The following is a 13682-nucleotide window of genomic DNA, read 5'->3' as shown; positions in this document are numbered from 1 at the left end:
TTACACAGTGTGTCCGATTGGCGTCATTTATCCGCGTAGTGAGCGTTCACGCGCCCTTGCGTCGCGACCCGTTCTCCTGCTGATCGCGCTGCATCTCCTCGATGCGCCGCGCCTGATCGTCGAGCTTGCGCCCCTGATCGTCAAGCTTGCGCCCCTGCTCGTCGAACTTGTCGGCCAGCTCTGCCAGCCGATCGTTTGCGGCTTGCAACAGCTTCACCAGGTCGGCCGTGATGGGCGAGTCCGGCTCATCGTCGATCGGCTCGTATGTGGCTGGTCTGCCTGCGCGCTGTGCCGATTCGCCGTCTGGCGCCGGCTCAAGTGCGCCACCGGCGAGGCTCCTCCGGATGGAGCCGTCGGCTAGCCGGTAGGCCGCCTCAACCAAGGCGAACGACTCATCGGTGAAGTTGGTGCGCGTGTCGGGTGCGCCCTCGATGTCCTGGACGAGCTTGTAATGCAAGCCAGTCTCAGCACAGAACGTGGTGCGGTTCTTGTAGCGCGAATCGACCCGGGCTCGCCGGGATCTCAAGGAGCGGCTCAAACGCTCCCACGCCTCTGCCGGGTACTCGCTCACGGCTCAACTCCGAACATCGACGACTCACTCCGAATTTTGCTGGAGATCGTAGGAGATCGTCAAGTCGGAAGGTGGCCTTGGGGTGGAGCTGCTCGGGAGATCGCTGAGGTCAAAGGGGCGAAACAGGCGAAGATCTCTAGTCAAGTTCATCTGACTCTATTTGACTACAGATAGCTCTTGACTGTGACTCTGATCATCTCCAATAATCTCTACATGGCTCCAATCGCGACTGTCTCGCAGCACGGACCCGCTATCCGGGCCCTCCGAATCAAGGACGGCCTCACCGTCAATGGACTAGCTGAACTGGTCGGATGCGCCCAGTCGGTCATCTCTCACCTAGAGATGGAGCAGAAGCAGCCGTCCGAACAGATGCTTAACCGCATCGCCCGAGCGCTCCACGTTCCGGTCGCTGCCATCAGCCGCGCACCACTCGCCGATATCGGCGAGGTGTACGAGGAGGCTGACGCGCCCCAACAGAGGTCGGCGTGATGTTGGAACGTACCTTCACCTTTAAGCAGGCGGCCGAACACCTACAGGTCGTCTCCGTCTACTGGCTGAAGCAGCAGGTCCGCGCCGGAAACATCGAGTGCACCCCTCTGGGCCGGAAGCGCGTTTTCACCGAATCGCAGCTCGCCAAGATCGCCACGGATGGCGTCGAGCTGCCCGGCCAGCGCCCGCGCAAGAAGCGGGCCAACAAGCAGGCAACCGCGAAGCCTCGGGCACCGCGCCCGGCCCCCGCTGTCTCTGACGCCCCGCTTGAACTCGTGTTCGATCGCAGCCGCAGCCGCAACTTCCGGAAGAGCGGCACGGCATGACAGCCCTGGAGCGCTTCTCCGCCGCCTACGCGATCACCGGCCTGTCTATGCGTGTGTCGCTGCTGGCCGAGATCGACCGCCGCGACGACGAGATGACCCCCGTCCCTCCGTACGTAGGAGCTCACCGTGTCGCCTGACCAGAGGCTCGACGCCTACCACACGCAGACCGGCAGCCACGAAGACCGCCTGACATGACTTTGCCCCGGCCATGCGACGGCCGGGGCGGCGGGAGGACATCCCGCGCACAACTTATCCCCTCGACGCGAAGGACAAGCCCGAAGTGAGCACCGCGACAGCGTTCAACCTGCGAGCCATCGTCCGCGACGTGCTGGCCACCAGCGCCCTTACCGACCCTGGCGCGCTGGCCAAAGAGGTATCGAAGCGCGTCCCGGATGACCATCTTCGCGAGGCGTTCGACGAGATGATCCGCACCTACGTGCAGAAGATCGTCACCGGGAACAGGACGCTGATTCTTCCGCCCGCAGCTTTCCACGAGGTGCCGACACCCGGCGGCAAGGTTCGACCGGTCGGCCGGTCAAAGAAGGTCGCGGAGATCCGCGAGGCGTGGCGTGTGGTGCTTCGCGAGCGGATCAACATCGGCCCGGCCGCTGAGGATTGGAAGGTTCTCGCCGACTGCGACACCGAAGATCTCCTGTTCGCTGAGACGGCGCGGCGAGACCTCGCTGCCCGGAACCTCGCGAACGCCGACCAGTTGAAGGGGCTGCGGGACCTGCTCGCCGAGCACGGCAAGCAGCACGTCCGCGACCTCCCCGATTCAGTGCTTGCCGCCTACTTCGGTGGTGGCAAGTGAGCACCCCACAGACTTCCGCCCCAGCTAGCGGGATCACGACGCCCAGGGAGTTCTCGTTGGGGCGGAACAGCATTTCCCGGTCGACCCCAGATCTGTCGACGCCCGTCGCTGAAGCGTTGGCCGGGTCAGGCTCCCTCGACGGCCAGGCCCCCGCCGACACCCAAGACGCGAGCGCTGTCGAGGGCAACTCTTCCCCGCAGGCCATATCTGATCCGGATCCCACATGGTCCGCGCCTGCGGGGACCTCATCTACGGCAGCGGCCAAAAGGAGCGCGTCTCCCAATGACTCCTCGCTGCTGCCGTTCAAGGCCAGCCAGGCCGCCCCAAACTGCTCCGACGCCCATCGTGAGTGCGGTGGCCTGGCTGAAGACCTCCCCGGCGACCAGGGTGACCCCGATTCCCATTGTTCAAGCGTCGCCGGGGACTCAGCTCAGCCGACAGCCATAGATCTGCCACTTCCCAAAGCAGCCTCGCTGTCGGCTGCCAATTCCCCCCGGACGGCCAATACACGCTCGTCGGCCATACACGACACGCCGTCCGGGGATCAGCTTCCGCGAGAGGCCAGCGTAAGCTCGGCGCCCACATGGGCAACGCCTCTCGCGGATCAGACTCCGCCCCTGGCCATAGATCGTGCGCTCTCCAAAGCCGATTTGCCAGGGGTGGACGAAGCAGGGTCGTCGGTTCCGGCCGTACGCGAAGCGATGCCCATACGGCTACCGCCGGAACTGGCAGACCCGCTCCTCGCTCTCGCCGCCGATGTCCTCGACGACCTGGAGTCGGTGTGGATCGCCAACACCAACCGCCTCCGGCAGCTCACCCGCGACGTTGAAGACTCGGACGGGGAGGAGCGCGGCTTCGGCCTGACGCTCGACCACCCCGACGTCGCCCGCCTCGCCGCCCTCGTTGAGGCGCTGGACAAGGCGCAGCAGGACGCAACGAAGAACCTCACGAAGAGGCTCAAGTCCCACCCGCTCGCGCCGTGGCTGAAGGCCCAGAAGGGCGTCGGCGACAAGCAGGCCGCGCGCCTGCTCGCGTCGATCGGCGACCCGTACATGCGGCCCGAGATGCGGTTCGAGGACGGCACCGTCGAGCCTGCACGCCCCCGCCGCGTAAGTGAGCTGTGGGCGTACTGCGGCTACCACGTCATGAACTTCCCCGCTGGTCAGCTCACGACCGACACCCATCTGGTCAGCGCCAGCGGGGGTAAGACCGGCCACCTCGACCAGAGTAGAAGCGATACCCATGCGTCGGGCGTCGGGGTGGCCCCCAAGCGGGCTCGGGGCCAGCGCGCGAACTGGTCCAGCACGGCAAAGATGCGCGCCTACCTCATCGCCGAATCCACGATGAAGCAGCTCAAGCGCACCTGCCCGGCCGACGAGGAACGCGGTTACGCCACCCACACGGACGGGTGCGAGTGCTCCCGCTACCGCAAGGTCTACGACGCCGCCCGCGAGAAGTACGTGGATGCCATCCACCACGCGGAGTGCGTCCGCTGCGGCCCGAAGGGCAAGCCCGCCCCGGTCGGCTCCGACCTGTCGCGCAAGCACAAGCAGGCCCGCGCCCTCCGCATCGTCTCCAAGGAACTCCTGAAGGACCTGTGGCGCGAAGCGCGGCGCATCCACCTCGGAGAGGAGGAGACGACGTGACCGCTACCCAGCGCTTCAACCAGTCCGTGATCGCCGCTTGGCGCCTGTCCTGCATCGAGCGGAAGGTCATCGACACCCCACGGCCCGCTGCCTGACCAGTAAGTAGGCCCCCGCCGGAGTGCGCCGGACGAGGGCCTGACCACCAACCACAACCCTGATCAACAACATGAGGAAGGAAGTGGCTGGCTTGTCCACCACTATCTCATCTCCCGAACGAACCGGCGAGACAGTAGATCCCGCCGGAGTCTGCGCCGTCCTAAGACGTGCGGCCAACGCCCTGGAGAGGCTGCCTCACGCCCTGATAGGCCGTGTGGACCTGTACTTGGCCCTGCGACGGTCGGGCTCGTACGAGGTGGCGCAGGCCGCGTTGGAGTTGCTGGCCGCCCACCTGTGCGCCACTGGCGCCGATGACCTGTGGGTGCACCGCTGGAGCGTCCTGCGCAACCGCGAGGACGCAGTGGTTCTGATGCGCGACGCCGCTGACGCCGCCGAGCAGGCAGCGGCGGTGTCCCGGTGAACGCCAAGACGTGGGCGCCGGCCGACGGCGACACCGTTACCTGGAACGGCACAGACGGCACGTGGATTGTCCGTGGCTACGAGGACGACGACACCGTCTGGATCCACCGGCCGAATGTGCGCATGGTTCCGATGATCGGCCGCAACGGCGGCGGCTGGGTGGACCTGGCCGGATGGCGAGACGAGCCCGAGCATCAGGAACTGGTCGCGGTCGCCGCCCTCCGCCCCGTCGAGCGGGCGGTGCCAGCATGACCGCGACCGCTGAGCTCGTCCGTCACGAGGTCGAGCACGCCGATTTCCGCCACTGCCTGGAGGCTCTGCGCTTCCACGGCTTCACGGTCACCTTCCACGCGGAGGGTCTCTCCCCGAACGGCTTGTACGCGGTGACTGCCTACGGCAGCCAGGGGCGCAGGCCGGAGATGCTGCGCGCCGCGCACGAGGACATGGGCGGCGCGATCCGGGCGGTCGCCGAGCAGCTCGGCGGGATCCGGCTGAAGGCGTACGCCAAGCACACGCTCTCCCGGCGAACGGCCGGTGAGGTCCGGTGATGGCGCAGACATCCCCCTGGTTGTCGGTGGGAGACGCCGCAGCCCGACTACGCCGTACCGACCGCGAAGTGCTCGCCCTGATCTTCGCGAAGGTCCTGGACGCCGAACTACGCCTCGACCACTACGAGATCCGCACCGAGTCGGTCGAGGCGTTCGCCGCACGGCTGTCCGCGGCCGAGAAGCCGGCCGTGCTGGACCGCGAGACGGAAGCCGACTACCGCCGCAGCACCGCCGACTTTGACGACGACACCCCCAACGAAGAGGGAGACGAGAACTGATGGGCTTCACGTTCGAGCCTGCGACCAAGGACGAGGCCAAGGCGCGTATCGCGCTCACCGGCCCGACCGGGTCCGGGAAGACCTACACGGCACTGACCATCGCCGCCGTGCTCGGCCAGAAGGTCGCCGTCATCGACACCGAGCGCGGGTCGGCCAGCAAGTACGCCGACGAGTTCGCGTTCAGCCGGCTGAACCTGCAGTCGTTCGAGCCGGTCACCCTGTGCCAGGCGCTCGCTGCGGCTTCGTCGCAGGGGCATGACGTGGTCGTCGTCGACTCGCTGACACATTTCTGGTCAGGCACCGGCGGGATGCTGGAGCAGGTCGACGCCGCCGCCAAGCGCGGTTATGGCGGTAACTCCTTCGGCGGGTGGAAGGAAGCCCGGCCGCAGGAACGCCAGATGATCGACGCGCTGGTGTCGTATCCGGGCCACGTCATCGTCACCATGCGCTCGAAGACGGACTACGTCATCGAGGAGGACCAGCGGGGTCGGAAGGTGCCGCGCAAGGTTGGACTCAAGCCGGAGCAGCGCGAAGGCATCGAGTACGAGTTCGACATAGTTGGCGACCTCGACCACGAGAACACGCTCGTCGTCTCCAAGTCGCGTGCCCGCAACATCGCCGGGCGGGTGGTCGCGAAGCCGGACGCCGAGTTCGCGCAGGAGATCGCCGCGTGGCTCGGCGACGGCAAGCCCAGCCCCGACGCCCTGCACTTCCGCGACCTGCTGCTCGACCAGTACGCCACCCTCGACGACGTAGCCGCAGCCGGGACGGACATCCGCAAGCGCGGCCTGTTCGGCGCCCAGGTCATCGACGAGCACGGCGACGCCACACAGCTCGGCGAGTTGGCCCGCCGCCGCTGGATGGAGTTGTCCAAGCCGAAGTCGGTCGAGGCGGCGGTGACGGCGTGAACGACTTGACCCCGAAGGAAGCGCGACTGGTGTTCGCGCTGCTGAAGATGCGCGCCTCGCAGATCTCTGCAGCGCTCAAGCAGGTGACGCTGTTCATCGAGCAGGAGCCCGGCGACAAGAACGCGGCCAAGCTGGGCGCGGCACGGCTCGGCAAGGTCGCGATGACCGAGCCCGAGGTGAAGCCTCAGGTGACGGACCGGGAGAAGTTCGTCGCCTGGGTGCAGGAGACGGCGCCGACCGAGGTCGAGCAGGTGCCGACCGTCCGCGCCGCCTACCAGACGAAAGTCCTGGAGACCGTCGCGCGCATGGGCGGCCCGGTGGACGAGCACGGGCAGGAGATCCCCGGCGTCGCCCTCGGCTACGGGTCGTCGCCGCGACAGTGCTTCTACCCCGACGACGGCGCCGACTCGCTGCTGGCGGTGGTCGAGGAGAAGGACCTGCCGGACCTGGGAGACATCGACCTGGCTGGGCTGCTCGGCATCCGCAGGAGCGAGCCGTGACCACCTTCGAGAAGCGCGATGGGGGCTTCCAGTTCCTCGATGAGGGCGACGTCCTCACTCCGCCGGAGACCGACCAGTTTCTTCGCCTGCTGAACAACGAACTGGCCGCGGCCGGGTTGGCGTATCGCGAGGCGCGGCGCGTCGAGCTGGACCGGTTCAAGGACTACTCCGACGCCAGAAAGCCTCACGAACTCCACCCGGACTGCCCCGAGGTCGGGCGCGGCGCCGGGCAGGTGACCGCGAAGGCGGAGGAAGCCTGGTTCGAGAGGCGCATCCCCGACCCGTACTGGGCGTGGAAGAACGCCGTGCTGGAACGGCAGAACGCCGGCGCCTACATGAGCCAGGTCGGCAAGCAGGTCGAGATCATGCGGTCGCTGAACAAGAACGCGACCGACCACTTCGGCACCTACCGGGGCGGTCCGCGATGAAGAGCCGCGTGGAAACCTCGTGCTGCAGCAAGGCGACCTTCGCCTCCGAGGAGGAGGCCCGCCGCTACTGGCGCCGGATGGAGGGCCTGGGCCTGTCGCGGGTGCTGCCCACGGATGTGGAGCAGTGCATGCGCGGCTGGCACCTCACCTTCCCGGCGAAGGAGCAGAAGCCGCGCAAGCCGTTGAAGCGGAGCGGCGCGAAGAAGCTGTCACGGCCGAAGAGTGTCCCGTCCGCGGTGAAGCGGATCCTGCTCAAACGGTCGGGCGGCGCCTGCGAGGTCGGACTGGTCTGCGGCGGGCGCGCGGAGGGCACGGATCCGGCGCACCGTGAGGGCAAAGGGACGGGCGGCACTGACAAGGCGTGGTCGAACCTCGCGTCGAACCTGTTGTGGGCGTGCCGGGCCTGCCATGACCTGATCGACAACAAGCAGCCCGCCCGCGCCGAGAAGCTCGGGCTGAAAGTCCGCGCCGGGGTCGCCCGCCCGTGGGAGATCCCCGTCCTTCACGAGCGTTTCCGCTGGGTGCTTCTGCACAGTAACGGCGGCGTGCGTGTCGCCCCCGCCGGTACTCACCCAGACGGCAAGCGGCCCATCCCGGTCGTGGCGTGCGCCATGTGGGACCTCATCAACGGCCGCGGTGCGTTAGTCGAGGCGGTGAAGCGGTTCGGACATGCGGACTGCCCGCCCCGGTCGGCTCCCCGTGAGGGCCTGTTCACCTGCTCGTGCGGCTCGTCGCCCTTCGTCGTCGAGGTGGCGTCTTGAGCGTCATCGACATCTGGTGCATCACCTGCGCGGCGGTTCGCCCACACGCCGCTAACGAGGACCTGATGGCCTGCACTGGGTGCGGCGAGATCCGCCACGGCCTGGGCGAAGGACTCGCGGTCGCCGCATTCACGGTGGCTGAGTTGCCGCCCGTGGACGACATGCGGGACTGCCGCTGGTGCAACGAGACGAAACCGGCCGATCACGACTGCCCGGCCGGCGCGGTCGGGTGCACCACCAACCCTCCTGACGGGCCAACCTGCGGGGCCTGTCCCGCCTGCTATCGCGCACAGGCGCTGGGCCTCGCCGCCGAGTTCAGGCGAGACCCGTACGGCTCGCCGTCCGACATCGACATCCCCTGAGGAGATCGCCATGACGCACGTAGACGACCTGTACGAGCAGGGAGACGACCGAGAGCCAGCCGAGCCCGCGCAGGAACCGCCGCTCGACCTGGACGCCATCGAGGACTCCATCCGCACCTACTACGCGGGTAGCGATGACGACAGCGCCAAGGCGGCCGAGGACCTGGCGACGGTTATGTCGAGCCTGGTCGCTGAGCTTCGTGAGGCCCGCCAGCGGATCGCCGAGTTCGAGGCGCTGCCGACCCGCGAGAACTGGACGGTCACCCCTCGCCGGGACGTCACCCCCGCCCAGCTTGACCCGCTGATGCGGCGACCTGGCAGCGGAGACGGCGGCGAGGAACGGCTGGCAGTTGTGGCGCCAGCGGTCCTCGGTCCACCCGTGGGAGCCGATCGCCGACAAGTCCCCGTTCTGATCCTCCCGCCGCCACCTCGCCATTCATCGGGGGTCGAGGTGGCGGCGGATACCCGACAGACCAGCAACCAAGAGAGGAGGAGGTCGAAGTGAGCGAAATCCAGTTGTTCGACAACGGCGAATTCGAACTCCACATCACTCCGGTCGGCGACTCGTTCAAGATTCAGGCTCCCGGTCTCGCCCGGTCCCTCGCGTTCCACTCGGCCAAGGACATGCTCCGCACGGTCCCCGGCGACGAGAAAGGGTGGGAGACAGCTCCCACCCTTGGTGGCGAGCAGGAGATGTGGCACGTCACCGAGGCGGGCTTCTACCGGGTGATGGGTCAGCGTCAGGCGTCGCGGATCAAGAACGAGGCAATCCGCAAGCAGGTAACCCGCTTCCAGAAGTGGGTGTTCGCCGAAGTGCTCCCGGCGCTACGTCGCGGCGAGTTGGTAGCACAGCAGCGGCCGGCGATCCCCGAGGACTACGCGGCGGCCCTGCGGCGCGTCGCAGACGAGGTTGAAGCCCGCGCCCTGGTCGAGAAGGAGCGCGACGAGATGCGCCCCCTCGCGGAGGCGTACTCGCAGTTCATGGAGTCGGACGGCACCTTCGAGTGGGCCGCCGTCGCGCAGATCCTCACCCGAGTGACGGGCGGACTCGGCCGGAACAACCTGCTGGAACTCCTCCGCGACCTGAAGGTCCTGAAGGACAACAACACGCCCTACCAGGCCAACTACGAGCCGTACTTCCTGCTCGTCCCCGGCGGCCACGGCGTCAAGACGACCCGCGTCACGCCGCGCGGCCTGGACTGGCTGCGGCAGCGGCTCGTCAAGCACTTCAACCACCAGCCAGGCCTGTTCGCCATCGGGGAGATCGCATGACTGACAAGCCCACCCTCAACGACCTCGCGCCGTACCCGGATTTCCTGAGCCAGGTCACCGCTGAGGGCATCGCCCGTCACAACGCTGTCCTCGCTCTGGAGGAGCACCACCTGCGGATGAAGCTGAACGGGCTCGTCGATGGCCACGCCTGGAAGGAAGCGCTGCGCGCCTCGCGTACCGGCTGGGCGGTGGCTCTGCTGCTCCGCGCACTGATCGAGCACGCCGGAAGCGAGGTGGCCGACGACGTTGCGCGCGCCCTCTGGAAGGACTGGGACGACAGCCAGGACTTCGCTCCCCAACTCGCGCGGTGGGTGTCTGAGGCCGGTGTCGACCCGGCCGTGCTGGTGGAGATGGCGCAGGACTCCTACGAGCAAGTGCAGAAGCTCAAGACGCTTCGCGTCCCTGGTCAGGGCGAGCTTCCCCTCGGCGGTGAAGCGTGAGCACCGACTGGCAGTGCCCCTGCGACGAGTGCAGCGGCATCGCCGAACCTCCGACCGACCCTCAGCCGTGCGGCTTCCCGAACCCTGATGTGGCCGGCGAGTTCTGCGGCGAGCACGAGGACCACGCCGGCGAGCACGGCAACTGGGCTCACCTCGCCGAGGCCCACGCCGAGATCCCCTCCCCGTAGACGACCCGCTGCCCGCTCCTGTGCAGGCATGCGTGGCCAACCCGAGTTCCACCTGAACCAAAGGATCAGCAATGGCACAGCCGTACGCCTCCCTCCTCGACATCACCGACCACACCCCGCTGCCGCTGACCAACCGGTACGCCGAGTACCTGAAGGAGCGGCTCACCCGCTACGACCAGGACATCGCCCAGTTCGACCAGAACGAGGCCAACCTGAAAGCGGAACTGGAGGCGTGCCGCGCGCTGCGGTCGGCCCTGGTGGAGACGCGGGAGCGGTACCGCCGCGATCTCGGCCCGCACCACACCGCCCCTGCCGTCGAGCAGCCGGTCTGGCCGGTCCAGCCGGAGGACCGCAGCAACACGGCGCAGGAGTGCCCGAAGTGCGGTCAGCCGATGTACCTGACCGCCCGGTACGGGTTCGTCCACGAGGTCGACGGCCCTTTGTGGGTGGCCGGCGGCCAGTGGTGCGTGCAGGCCACCTCTGTGGAGGTCACGCACGTGCTGCCCGCCATCGAGAGCGAGCCCGCGTCGTGACCGAGGTTCTGCGCCGGGCCCGCCGTCTCCTCGGCCTCGCCCCCGCCAACCCCGCGTACAAGCCGCGCCACGCCAAGCCGGAAGCGGCCTCCCCTGACTACGACACCGAACCGTTGGAGCGTGCCTCATGAGCACCGCTATCACCCCGCCCACGCCGGAGAACGTCGCCGAGATGCTGACGTCCGGCGACAACGACTACCACGACGGCAACGACTGGTGGCCGTCCCTGTCCCGTGACGGCAACGTCGTAAAGATCGGCATCGAGCCGGTCGGCCAGGACTACGAGACGAAGCTTCCCGAGGTCCACTTCCAGGCGGTCGTCGTCGAGGGCGAGGAGACGCCGCTCGTCTTCGACCGGGCCACGTTCGAGCAGCGGGTCAACGCCCGGTTCGACGATGCGGCCCGGAAGCTCGGCCACGAGTCTCTCGCCTTCATGCCGGCCACGATCGCGGTGCTTCGGGCGCAGATCCTCGCTCTGGACGTGGACCTCGCTGAGGCCGCTCAGGCAGACCAGAGCGGCGGTGCAGCATGAGCTACGGCCACTTCAGCGACGACTGCCACAAGCACCACAGCCTCGTCGTGGACTTCGGCGGACCCGCCCCCACGATCGTCACCTTGTGCGGATCCACCCGCTTCTCCGCCGCCTTCCAGGAGGCGAACCTGCGCGAGACGTTGGCCGGGCGCGCCGTCCTGTCCATCGGCTGCGACATGCGCTCCGACGCCGACATCTTCGGCGACATGTCGGAGGCGGACCTGGAAGGCGTCAAGGCGCGGCTCGACGAACTGCACAAGCGGAAGATCGACATGGCGCACGAGGTGCTCGTCCTCAACGTTGGCGGCTACATCGGCGAGAGCACCCGATCGGAGATCGAGTACGCCGAGAAGCTCGGCAAGCGGGTCCGCTACCTGGAGCCCCTCGCCGCCGGGACGGAGAGTGCCTCGTGAACCCCGAGATCGCCGAGCGGTTCGCACGCGAGACCGCCAACCACGAGATGACCGTCCGTCACGACGACGGCCTGTACCGGCACCTGCAGTTCCGTGAGCCCAACAGCTTCAATTGGTTCGAACTGATCACCGTCCCGCGCGCGCTCATCTACCGGAGCAGCGGCACGAGTCACGTGTTCAGTCGCGAGGACGACATGTTCGCGTTCTTCCGGGGACCAGTCGGCCGGATCAACCCCGGCTACTGGGCAGAGAAACTCACCTCCGGACGTGACGGGATCAAGAAATACGACCAGGAACTCTTCGAGCAGCAGGTCAGAGACCACGTCGCTCAGGCCATCCAAGACCGGATCGCGCCTCGGGGGATCAGCCGGGCGATCCGGGAGCTTCTGGAGAACGGCGACATCACCTACGAGGAGGGCGCCCGGCGCGAGCTGGAAGACTTCGAGTACGGCGCCAAGTACCAGGTGTCCTGCACCTGCGACGCCAAGGACGAGTTCGCCGAGCTGCACGACGCCGAAATGTGGGGCTGGCGCCACATCAACGAAGCGAACGCGCAGGTCCGGCATCGCACCACCCACAAGCGGGTGGACGGCTTCCGCTTCTACGACCTGTGGGAGTGGGAGTTCAAGGACTACGACTGGTGGTTCCTGTGGGCGCTCCACGGGATTGTCTGGGGGATCAGCCAGTACGACAGCAAGCGCGCTGAGCTCGTCGCGGCTGGGGCGGTGGCCGGGTGATGGCCCTCATCATCGCGGAGGCGCTCCGCCGCACCCTGAGAGACCTCGCGGCGCGAGTCCAGCCGTACAGGCTGGCCGTCGCTGCCGCAGGGTCCAGCGTGCTCGGCGTCGCGATCCTGGCCTACTTCGGGCTGGGAGCGTTCCTGCTCGGCGCGTCCTGCATGTTCGTCGGTGCGACGTTCGGCGGGCTGGCCGGCTTCGACCTCGCCCGCTCCCGCTACACGGCATCGCTGGAGCGGTTCGAGCGTGAGGCGGCGCGGCTCTACGCGGAACTCGACACGCAGGTTGCCACGAACGCCGACCTGCGGGCGCTGGTCGCGAACCACAAAGCGACCGCAGACCTCGCCTCCCAGCGCGCCGAATCCCACCTGAATGAGCTGAACCGCATCCGCCGGGAGGTGTCCGGTGGCTGACCTCATCCGCGACATCCTCACCGGCATCGGCGCTCTCGTTCTGCTCGCCGCCGCTGCCCTCTCCGCGCTGGCCTGGCTGGCATGGAGGCGCGACCAGCAGGCCCTTAAGACCGCCCTGCCTCCGCTCGACCTTCCCGCCCTCTCGCCCGAACAGCACCAGCGCCTCCGCGATGACCTGGAGGCGTTCGAGAAGGGGGAGACGCCGTGACCCCTGAACAGGCCGCGTGGGTCCGCGAGAACGTGTGGACCGACTACATGCGGAAGGCGTACGACTGGAGAGGCTGCGCATGCCAGCGGAGCGAGCCGTCTACCTGGTGCACGGCAGACCATCACGCCTGGTGCGACAGCGGGATGCCCCGCCCGGACTACGAGACGTTGATCCTGGACCGGAACGGGATGTTCCCGGCATGGCTGCCCGAGCCGTTCGAGCACGCCGCGCCGTACCCGTCCGACCGGGATGAACATGCCCTTCGGCCGCTCGCGTTCGTCTGGCTCGCGGACCGGGTGTGCGAGACAAAGTGCGCCTGCGACTGCGGGCACCCTGCTGTGGAGCCCACGCCGAGGCCCGCGCCAGTGACGCCGCGTCCCGTCTCTAGGCCGGCGCCCATGCCGATGACGGAGGAGGCCGCAGCCTGGGTCCGGGCTAACGCGTGGACCCCCGCGATGCGCCGACAGCCCTACAGCGTGCCCGGCGTCGGCACAACCTACGATCACGCCCTCGCCGCCTCGCTGTGCGAGTGCATGGCGGGCCTCTGCCCGGGGTGCCGCGACGGCCGGCACGAGTTCTGCGACCGCAGGAAGATCGCCCCACGCCCCGAGTGGTGGATCACGAACCGTCCGCTCGACTACATCCCGCCCACCGCCGTCTGGTACGCCGACCGGGCGTGCAGGTCGCTCTGCCCGTGCTGCCCCGACGGGCCGCCGCGCCGTCTGCGCTACGAGACGGTCACCCTTCCCGGCCTCGACCTGATCTCGGTGGTGGCGTGATGGCCCCCGATCTCCGCGACTGC

At 67.8% G+C, this 13682-nt stretch carries 27 protein-coding genes; 26 read left to right on the top strand and 1 reads right to left on the bottom strand.

The features are described 5' to 3' along the window. Positions 1–46: 46 nt before the first annotated feature. Entirely contained in the window at positions 47–571 is a 525-nt protein-coding gene (locus tag ACGFNP_RS25695; protein ID WP_393322951.1) for a hypothetical protein, read from the bottom strand. A 183-nt stretch (positions 572–754) separates the two neighbouring features. Between ACGFNP_RS25695 and ACGFNP_RS25690 the strand changes: the two genes are divergently transcribed. The 26 genes from ACGFNP_RS25690 (at position 755) to ACGFNP_RS25565 (ending at position 13659) form a co-directional block, all read left to right on the top strand. Continuing rightward, the gene (locus ACGFNP_RS25690; RefSeq protein WP_393322948.1) at positions 755–1060 is read left to right on the top strand and encodes a helix-turn-helix domain-containing protein; all 306 of its coding nucleotides are present in this window, start codon (positions 755–757) and stop codon (positions 1058–1060) included. After that, entirely contained in the window at positions 1060–1386 is a 327-nt protein-coding gene (locus ACGFNP_RS25685) for a hypothetical protein (protein ID WP_393322945.1), read from the top strand. The genes ACGFNP_RS25690 and ACGFNP_RS25685 overlap by 1 nt, the downstream gene beginning before the upstream one ends. Next, positions 1383–1523, top strand: a complete 141-nt coding sequence (locus ACGFNP_RS25680) for a hypothetical protein (protein WP_393322942.1) — start codon at positions 1383–1385, stop codon at positions 1521–1523. The genes ACGFNP_RS25685 and ACGFNP_RS25680 overlap by 4 nt, the downstream gene beginning before the upstream one ends. A 188-nt stretch (positions 1524–1711) precedes the next feature. Next, the gene (locus ACGFNP_RS25675; protein ID WP_393322939.1) at positions 1712–2197 is read left to right on the top strand and encodes a hypothetical protein; all 486 of its coding nucleotides are present in this window, start codon (positions 1712–1714) and stop codon (positions 2195–2197) included. A gap of 659 nt (positions 2198–2856) precedes the next feature. Beyond that, positions 2857–3843 (top strand): hypothetical protein, encoded by a 987-nt coding sequence (locus tag ACGFNP_RS25670; protein ID WP_393322936.1) that lies wholly within the window; start codon positions 2857–2859, stop codon positions 3841–3843. Positions 3844–4153: 310 nt separating this feature from the next. Beyond that, on the top strand, positions 4154–4360 hold the full coding sequence (locus ACGFNP_RS25665) for a hypothetical protein (RefSeq protein ID WP_393322933.1): 207 nt from the start codon (positions 4154–4156) through the stop codon (positions 4358–4360). Beyond that, the gene (locus ACGFNP_RS25660) at positions 4357–4611 is read left to right on the top strand and encodes a hypothetical protein (RefSeq protein ID WP_393322930.1); all 255 of its coding nucleotides are present in this window, start codon (positions 4357–4359) and stop codon (positions 4609–4611) included. The genes ACGFNP_RS25665 and ACGFNP_RS25660 overlap by 4 nt, the downstream gene beginning before the upstream one ends. Further along, positions 4608–4907, top strand: coding sequence for a hypothetical protein (locus tag ACGFNP_RS25655; protein WP_393322927.1), 300 nt, complete (start codon positions 4608–4610; stop codon positions 4905–4907). The genes ACGFNP_RS25660 and ACGFNP_RS25655 overlap by 4 nt, the downstream gene beginning before the upstream one ends. Continuing rightward, positions 4907–5185 carry a hypothetical protein gene (locus ACGFNP_RS25650; RefSeq protein WP_393322924.1) on the top strand — a complete coding sequence of 93 codons (279 nt, stop codon included), beginning with the start codon at positions 4907–4909 and terminating at the stop codon, positions 5183–5185. The genes ACGFNP_RS25655 and ACGFNP_RS25650 overlap by 1 nt, the downstream gene beginning before the upstream one ends. After that, positions 5185–6093: an ATP-binding protein gene (locus ACGFNP_RS25645; protein ID WP_393322921.1), complete on the top strand. Its 909-nt coding sequence runs from the start codon at positions 5185–5187 to the stop codon at positions 6091–6093. The genes ACGFNP_RS25650 and ACGFNP_RS25645 overlap by 1 nt, the downstream gene beginning before the upstream one ends. Then, positions 6090–6593 carry a hypothetical protein gene (locus ACGFNP_RS25640; RefSeq protein WP_393322918.1) on the top strand — a complete coding sequence of 168 codons (504 nt, stop codon included), beginning with the start codon at positions 6090–6092 and terminating at the stop codon, positions 6591–6593. Before ACGFNP_RS25645 ends, ACGFNP_RS25640 begins: the two co-directional genes overlap by 4 nt. Beyond that, on the top strand, positions 6590–7021 hold the full coding sequence (locus tag ACGFNP_RS25635) for a hypothetical protein (protein ID WP_393322915.1): 432 nt from the start codon (positions 6590–6592) through the stop codon (positions 7019–7021). Before ACGFNP_RS25640 ends, ACGFNP_RS25635 begins: the two co-directional genes overlap by 4 nt. A gap of 8 nt (positions 7022–7029) precedes the next feature. Then, positions 7030–7782, top strand: a complete 753-nt coding sequence (locus tag ACGFNP_RS25630) for an HNH endonuclease (RefSeq protein ID WP_393322912.1) — start codon at positions 7030–7032, stop codon at positions 7780–7782. Continuing rightward, positions 7779–8144, top strand: coding sequence for a hypothetical protein (locus tag ACGFNP_RS25625; protein ID WP_393322910.1), 366 nt, complete (start codon positions 7779–7781; stop codon positions 8142–8144). The genes ACGFNP_RS25630 and ACGFNP_RS25625 overlap by 4 nt, the downstream gene beginning before the upstream one ends. A 10-nt stretch (positions 8145–8154) precedes the next feature. Continuing rightward, complete coding sequence (locus ACGFNP_RS25620; protein WP_393322907.1) at positions 8155–8649, top strand: hypothetical protein; 495 nt, start codon at positions 8155–8157, stop codon at positions 8647–8649. Then, positions 8646–9416 carry a phage antirepressor gene (locus tag ACGFNP_RS25615; RefSeq protein WP_393322904.1) on the top strand — a complete coding sequence of 257 codons (771 nt, stop codon included), beginning with the start codon at positions 8646–8648 and terminating at the stop codon, positions 9414–9416. The genes ACGFNP_RS25620 and ACGFNP_RS25615 overlap by 4 nt, the downstream gene beginning before the upstream one ends. Then, on the top strand, positions 9413–9856 hold the full coding sequence (locus ACGFNP_RS25610; protein ID WP_393322901.1) for a hypothetical protein: 444 nt from the start codon (positions 9413–9415) through the stop codon (positions 9854–9856). The genes ACGFNP_RS25615 and ACGFNP_RS25610 overlap by 4 nt, the downstream gene beginning before the upstream one ends. Then, positions 9853–10044, top strand: coding sequence for a hypothetical protein (locus ACGFNP_RS25605; protein ID WP_393322898.1), 192 nt, complete (start codon positions 9853–9855; stop codon positions 10042–10044). The genes ACGFNP_RS25610 and ACGFNP_RS25605 overlap by 4 nt, the downstream gene beginning before the upstream one ends. A gap of 71 nt (positions 10045–10115) precedes the next feature. Next, positions 10116–10577: a hypothetical protein gene (locus ACGFNP_RS25600; protein WP_393322895.1), complete on the top strand. Its 462-nt coding sequence runs from the start codon at positions 10116–10118 to the stop codon at positions 10575–10577. Further along, on the top strand, positions 10574–10708 hold the full coding sequence (locus tag ACGFNP_RS25595; protein WP_393322892.1) for a hypothetical protein: 135 nt from the start codon (positions 10574–10576) through the stop codon (positions 10706–10708). Before ACGFNP_RS25600 ends, ACGFNP_RS25595 begins: the two co-directional genes overlap by 4 nt. Further along, positions 10705–11109, top strand: a complete 405-nt coding sequence (locus ACGFNP_RS25590; protein ID WP_393322889.1) for a hypothetical protein — start codon at positions 10705–10707, stop codon at positions 11107–11109. Before ACGFNP_RS25595 ends, ACGFNP_RS25590 begins: the two co-directional genes overlap by 4 nt. Beyond that, positions 11106–11522, top strand: coding sequence for a hypothetical protein (locus ACGFNP_RS25585; protein WP_393322886.1), 417 nt, complete (start codon positions 11106–11108; stop codon positions 11520–11522). Before ACGFNP_RS25590 ends, ACGFNP_RS25585 begins: the two co-directional genes overlap by 4 nt. Further along, positions 11519–12259 carry a hypothetical protein gene (locus ACGFNP_RS25580; RefSeq protein ID WP_393322883.1) on the top strand — a complete coding sequence of 247 codons (741 nt, stop codon included), beginning with the start codon at positions 11519–11521 and terminating at the stop codon, positions 12257–12259. The genes ACGFNP_RS25585 and ACGFNP_RS25580 overlap by 4 nt, the downstream gene beginning before the upstream one ends. Continuing rightward, entirely contained in the window at positions 12259–12672 is a 414-nt protein-coding gene (locus ACGFNP_RS25575) for a hypothetical protein (protein WP_393322880.1), read from the top strand. The genes ACGFNP_RS25580 and ACGFNP_RS25575 overlap by 1 nt, the downstream gene beginning before the upstream one ends. Beyond that, entirely contained in the window at positions 12665–12880 is a 216-nt protein-coding gene (locus ACGFNP_RS25570; protein WP_393322877.1) for a hypothetical protein, read from the top strand. Before ACGFNP_RS25575 ends, ACGFNP_RS25570 begins: the two co-directional genes overlap by 8 nt. Beyond that, on the top strand, positions 12877–13659 hold the full coding sequence (locus ACGFNP_RS25565; RefSeq protein ID WP_393322874.1) for a DUF6248 family natural product biosynthesis protein: 783 nt from the start codon (positions 12877–12879) through the stop codon (positions 13657–13659). Before ACGFNP_RS25570 ends, ACGFNP_RS25565 begins: the two co-directional genes overlap by 4 nt. The last annotated feature ends 23 nt before the right edge of the window (positions 13660–13682 follow it).

Source organism: Nonomuraea sp. NPDC049269, from assembly GCF_043197155.1.
GTDB lineage: Bacteria > Actinomycetota > Actinomycetes > Streptosporangiales > Streptosporangiaceae > Nonomuraea.
Note: the sequence above shows the minus strand (reverse complement) of the source record. Positions and strands in the feature narration are given on the sequence as shown.

What these genes read in the sequence shown, in the direction of transcription:
- ACGFNP_RS25685 (WP_393322945.1), top strand. Translation starts at nt 1,060, where the DNA reads ATGTTGGAACGTACCTTCACCTTTAAGCAGGCGGCCGAACACCTACAG.
- ACGFNP_RS25680 (WP_393322942.1), top strand. Translation starts at nt 1,383, where the DNA reads ATGACAGCCCTGGAGCGCTTCTCCGCCGCCTACGCGATCACCGGCCTG.
- ACGFNP_RS25655 (WP_393322927.1), top strand. Translation starts at nt 4,608, where the DNA reads ATGACCGCGACCGCTGAGCTCGTCCGTCACGAGGTCGAGCACGCCGAT.
- ACGFNP_RS25650 (WP_393322924.1), top strand. Translation starts at nt 4,907, where the DNA reads ATGGCGCAGACATCCCCCTGGTTGTCGGTGGGAGACGCCGCAGCCCGA.
- ACGFNP_RS25645 (WP_393322921.1), top strand. Translation starts at nt 5,185, where the DNA reads ATGGGCTTCACGTTCGAGCCTGCGACCAAGGACGAGGCCAAGGCGCGT.
- ACGFNP_RS25620 (WP_393322907.1), top strand. Translation starts at nt 8,155, where the DNA reads ATGACGCACGTAGACGACCTGTACGAGCAGGGAGACGACCGAGAGCCA.
- ACGFNP_RS25610 (WP_393322901.1), top strand. Translation starts at nt 9,413, where the DNA reads ATGACTGACAAGCCCACCCTCAACGACCTCGCGCCGTACCCGGATTTC.
- ACGFNP_RS25600 (WP_393322895.1), top strand. Translation starts at nt 10,116, where the DNA reads ATGGCACAGCCGTACGCCTCCCTCCTCGACATCACCGACCACACCCCG.
- ACGFNP_RS25590 (WP_393322889.1), top strand. Translation starts at nt 10,705, where the DNA reads ATGAGCACCGCTATCACCCCGCCCACGCCGGAGAACGTCGCCGAGATG.
- ACGFNP_RS25585 (WP_393322886.1), top strand. Translation starts at nt 11,106, where the DNA reads ATGAGCTACGGCCACTTCAGCGACGACTGCCACAAGCACCACAGCCTC.
- ACGFNP_RS25575 (WP_393322880.1), top strand. Translation starts at nt 12,259, where the DNA reads ATGGCCCTCATCATCGCGGAGGCGCTCCGCCGCACCCTGAGAGACCTC.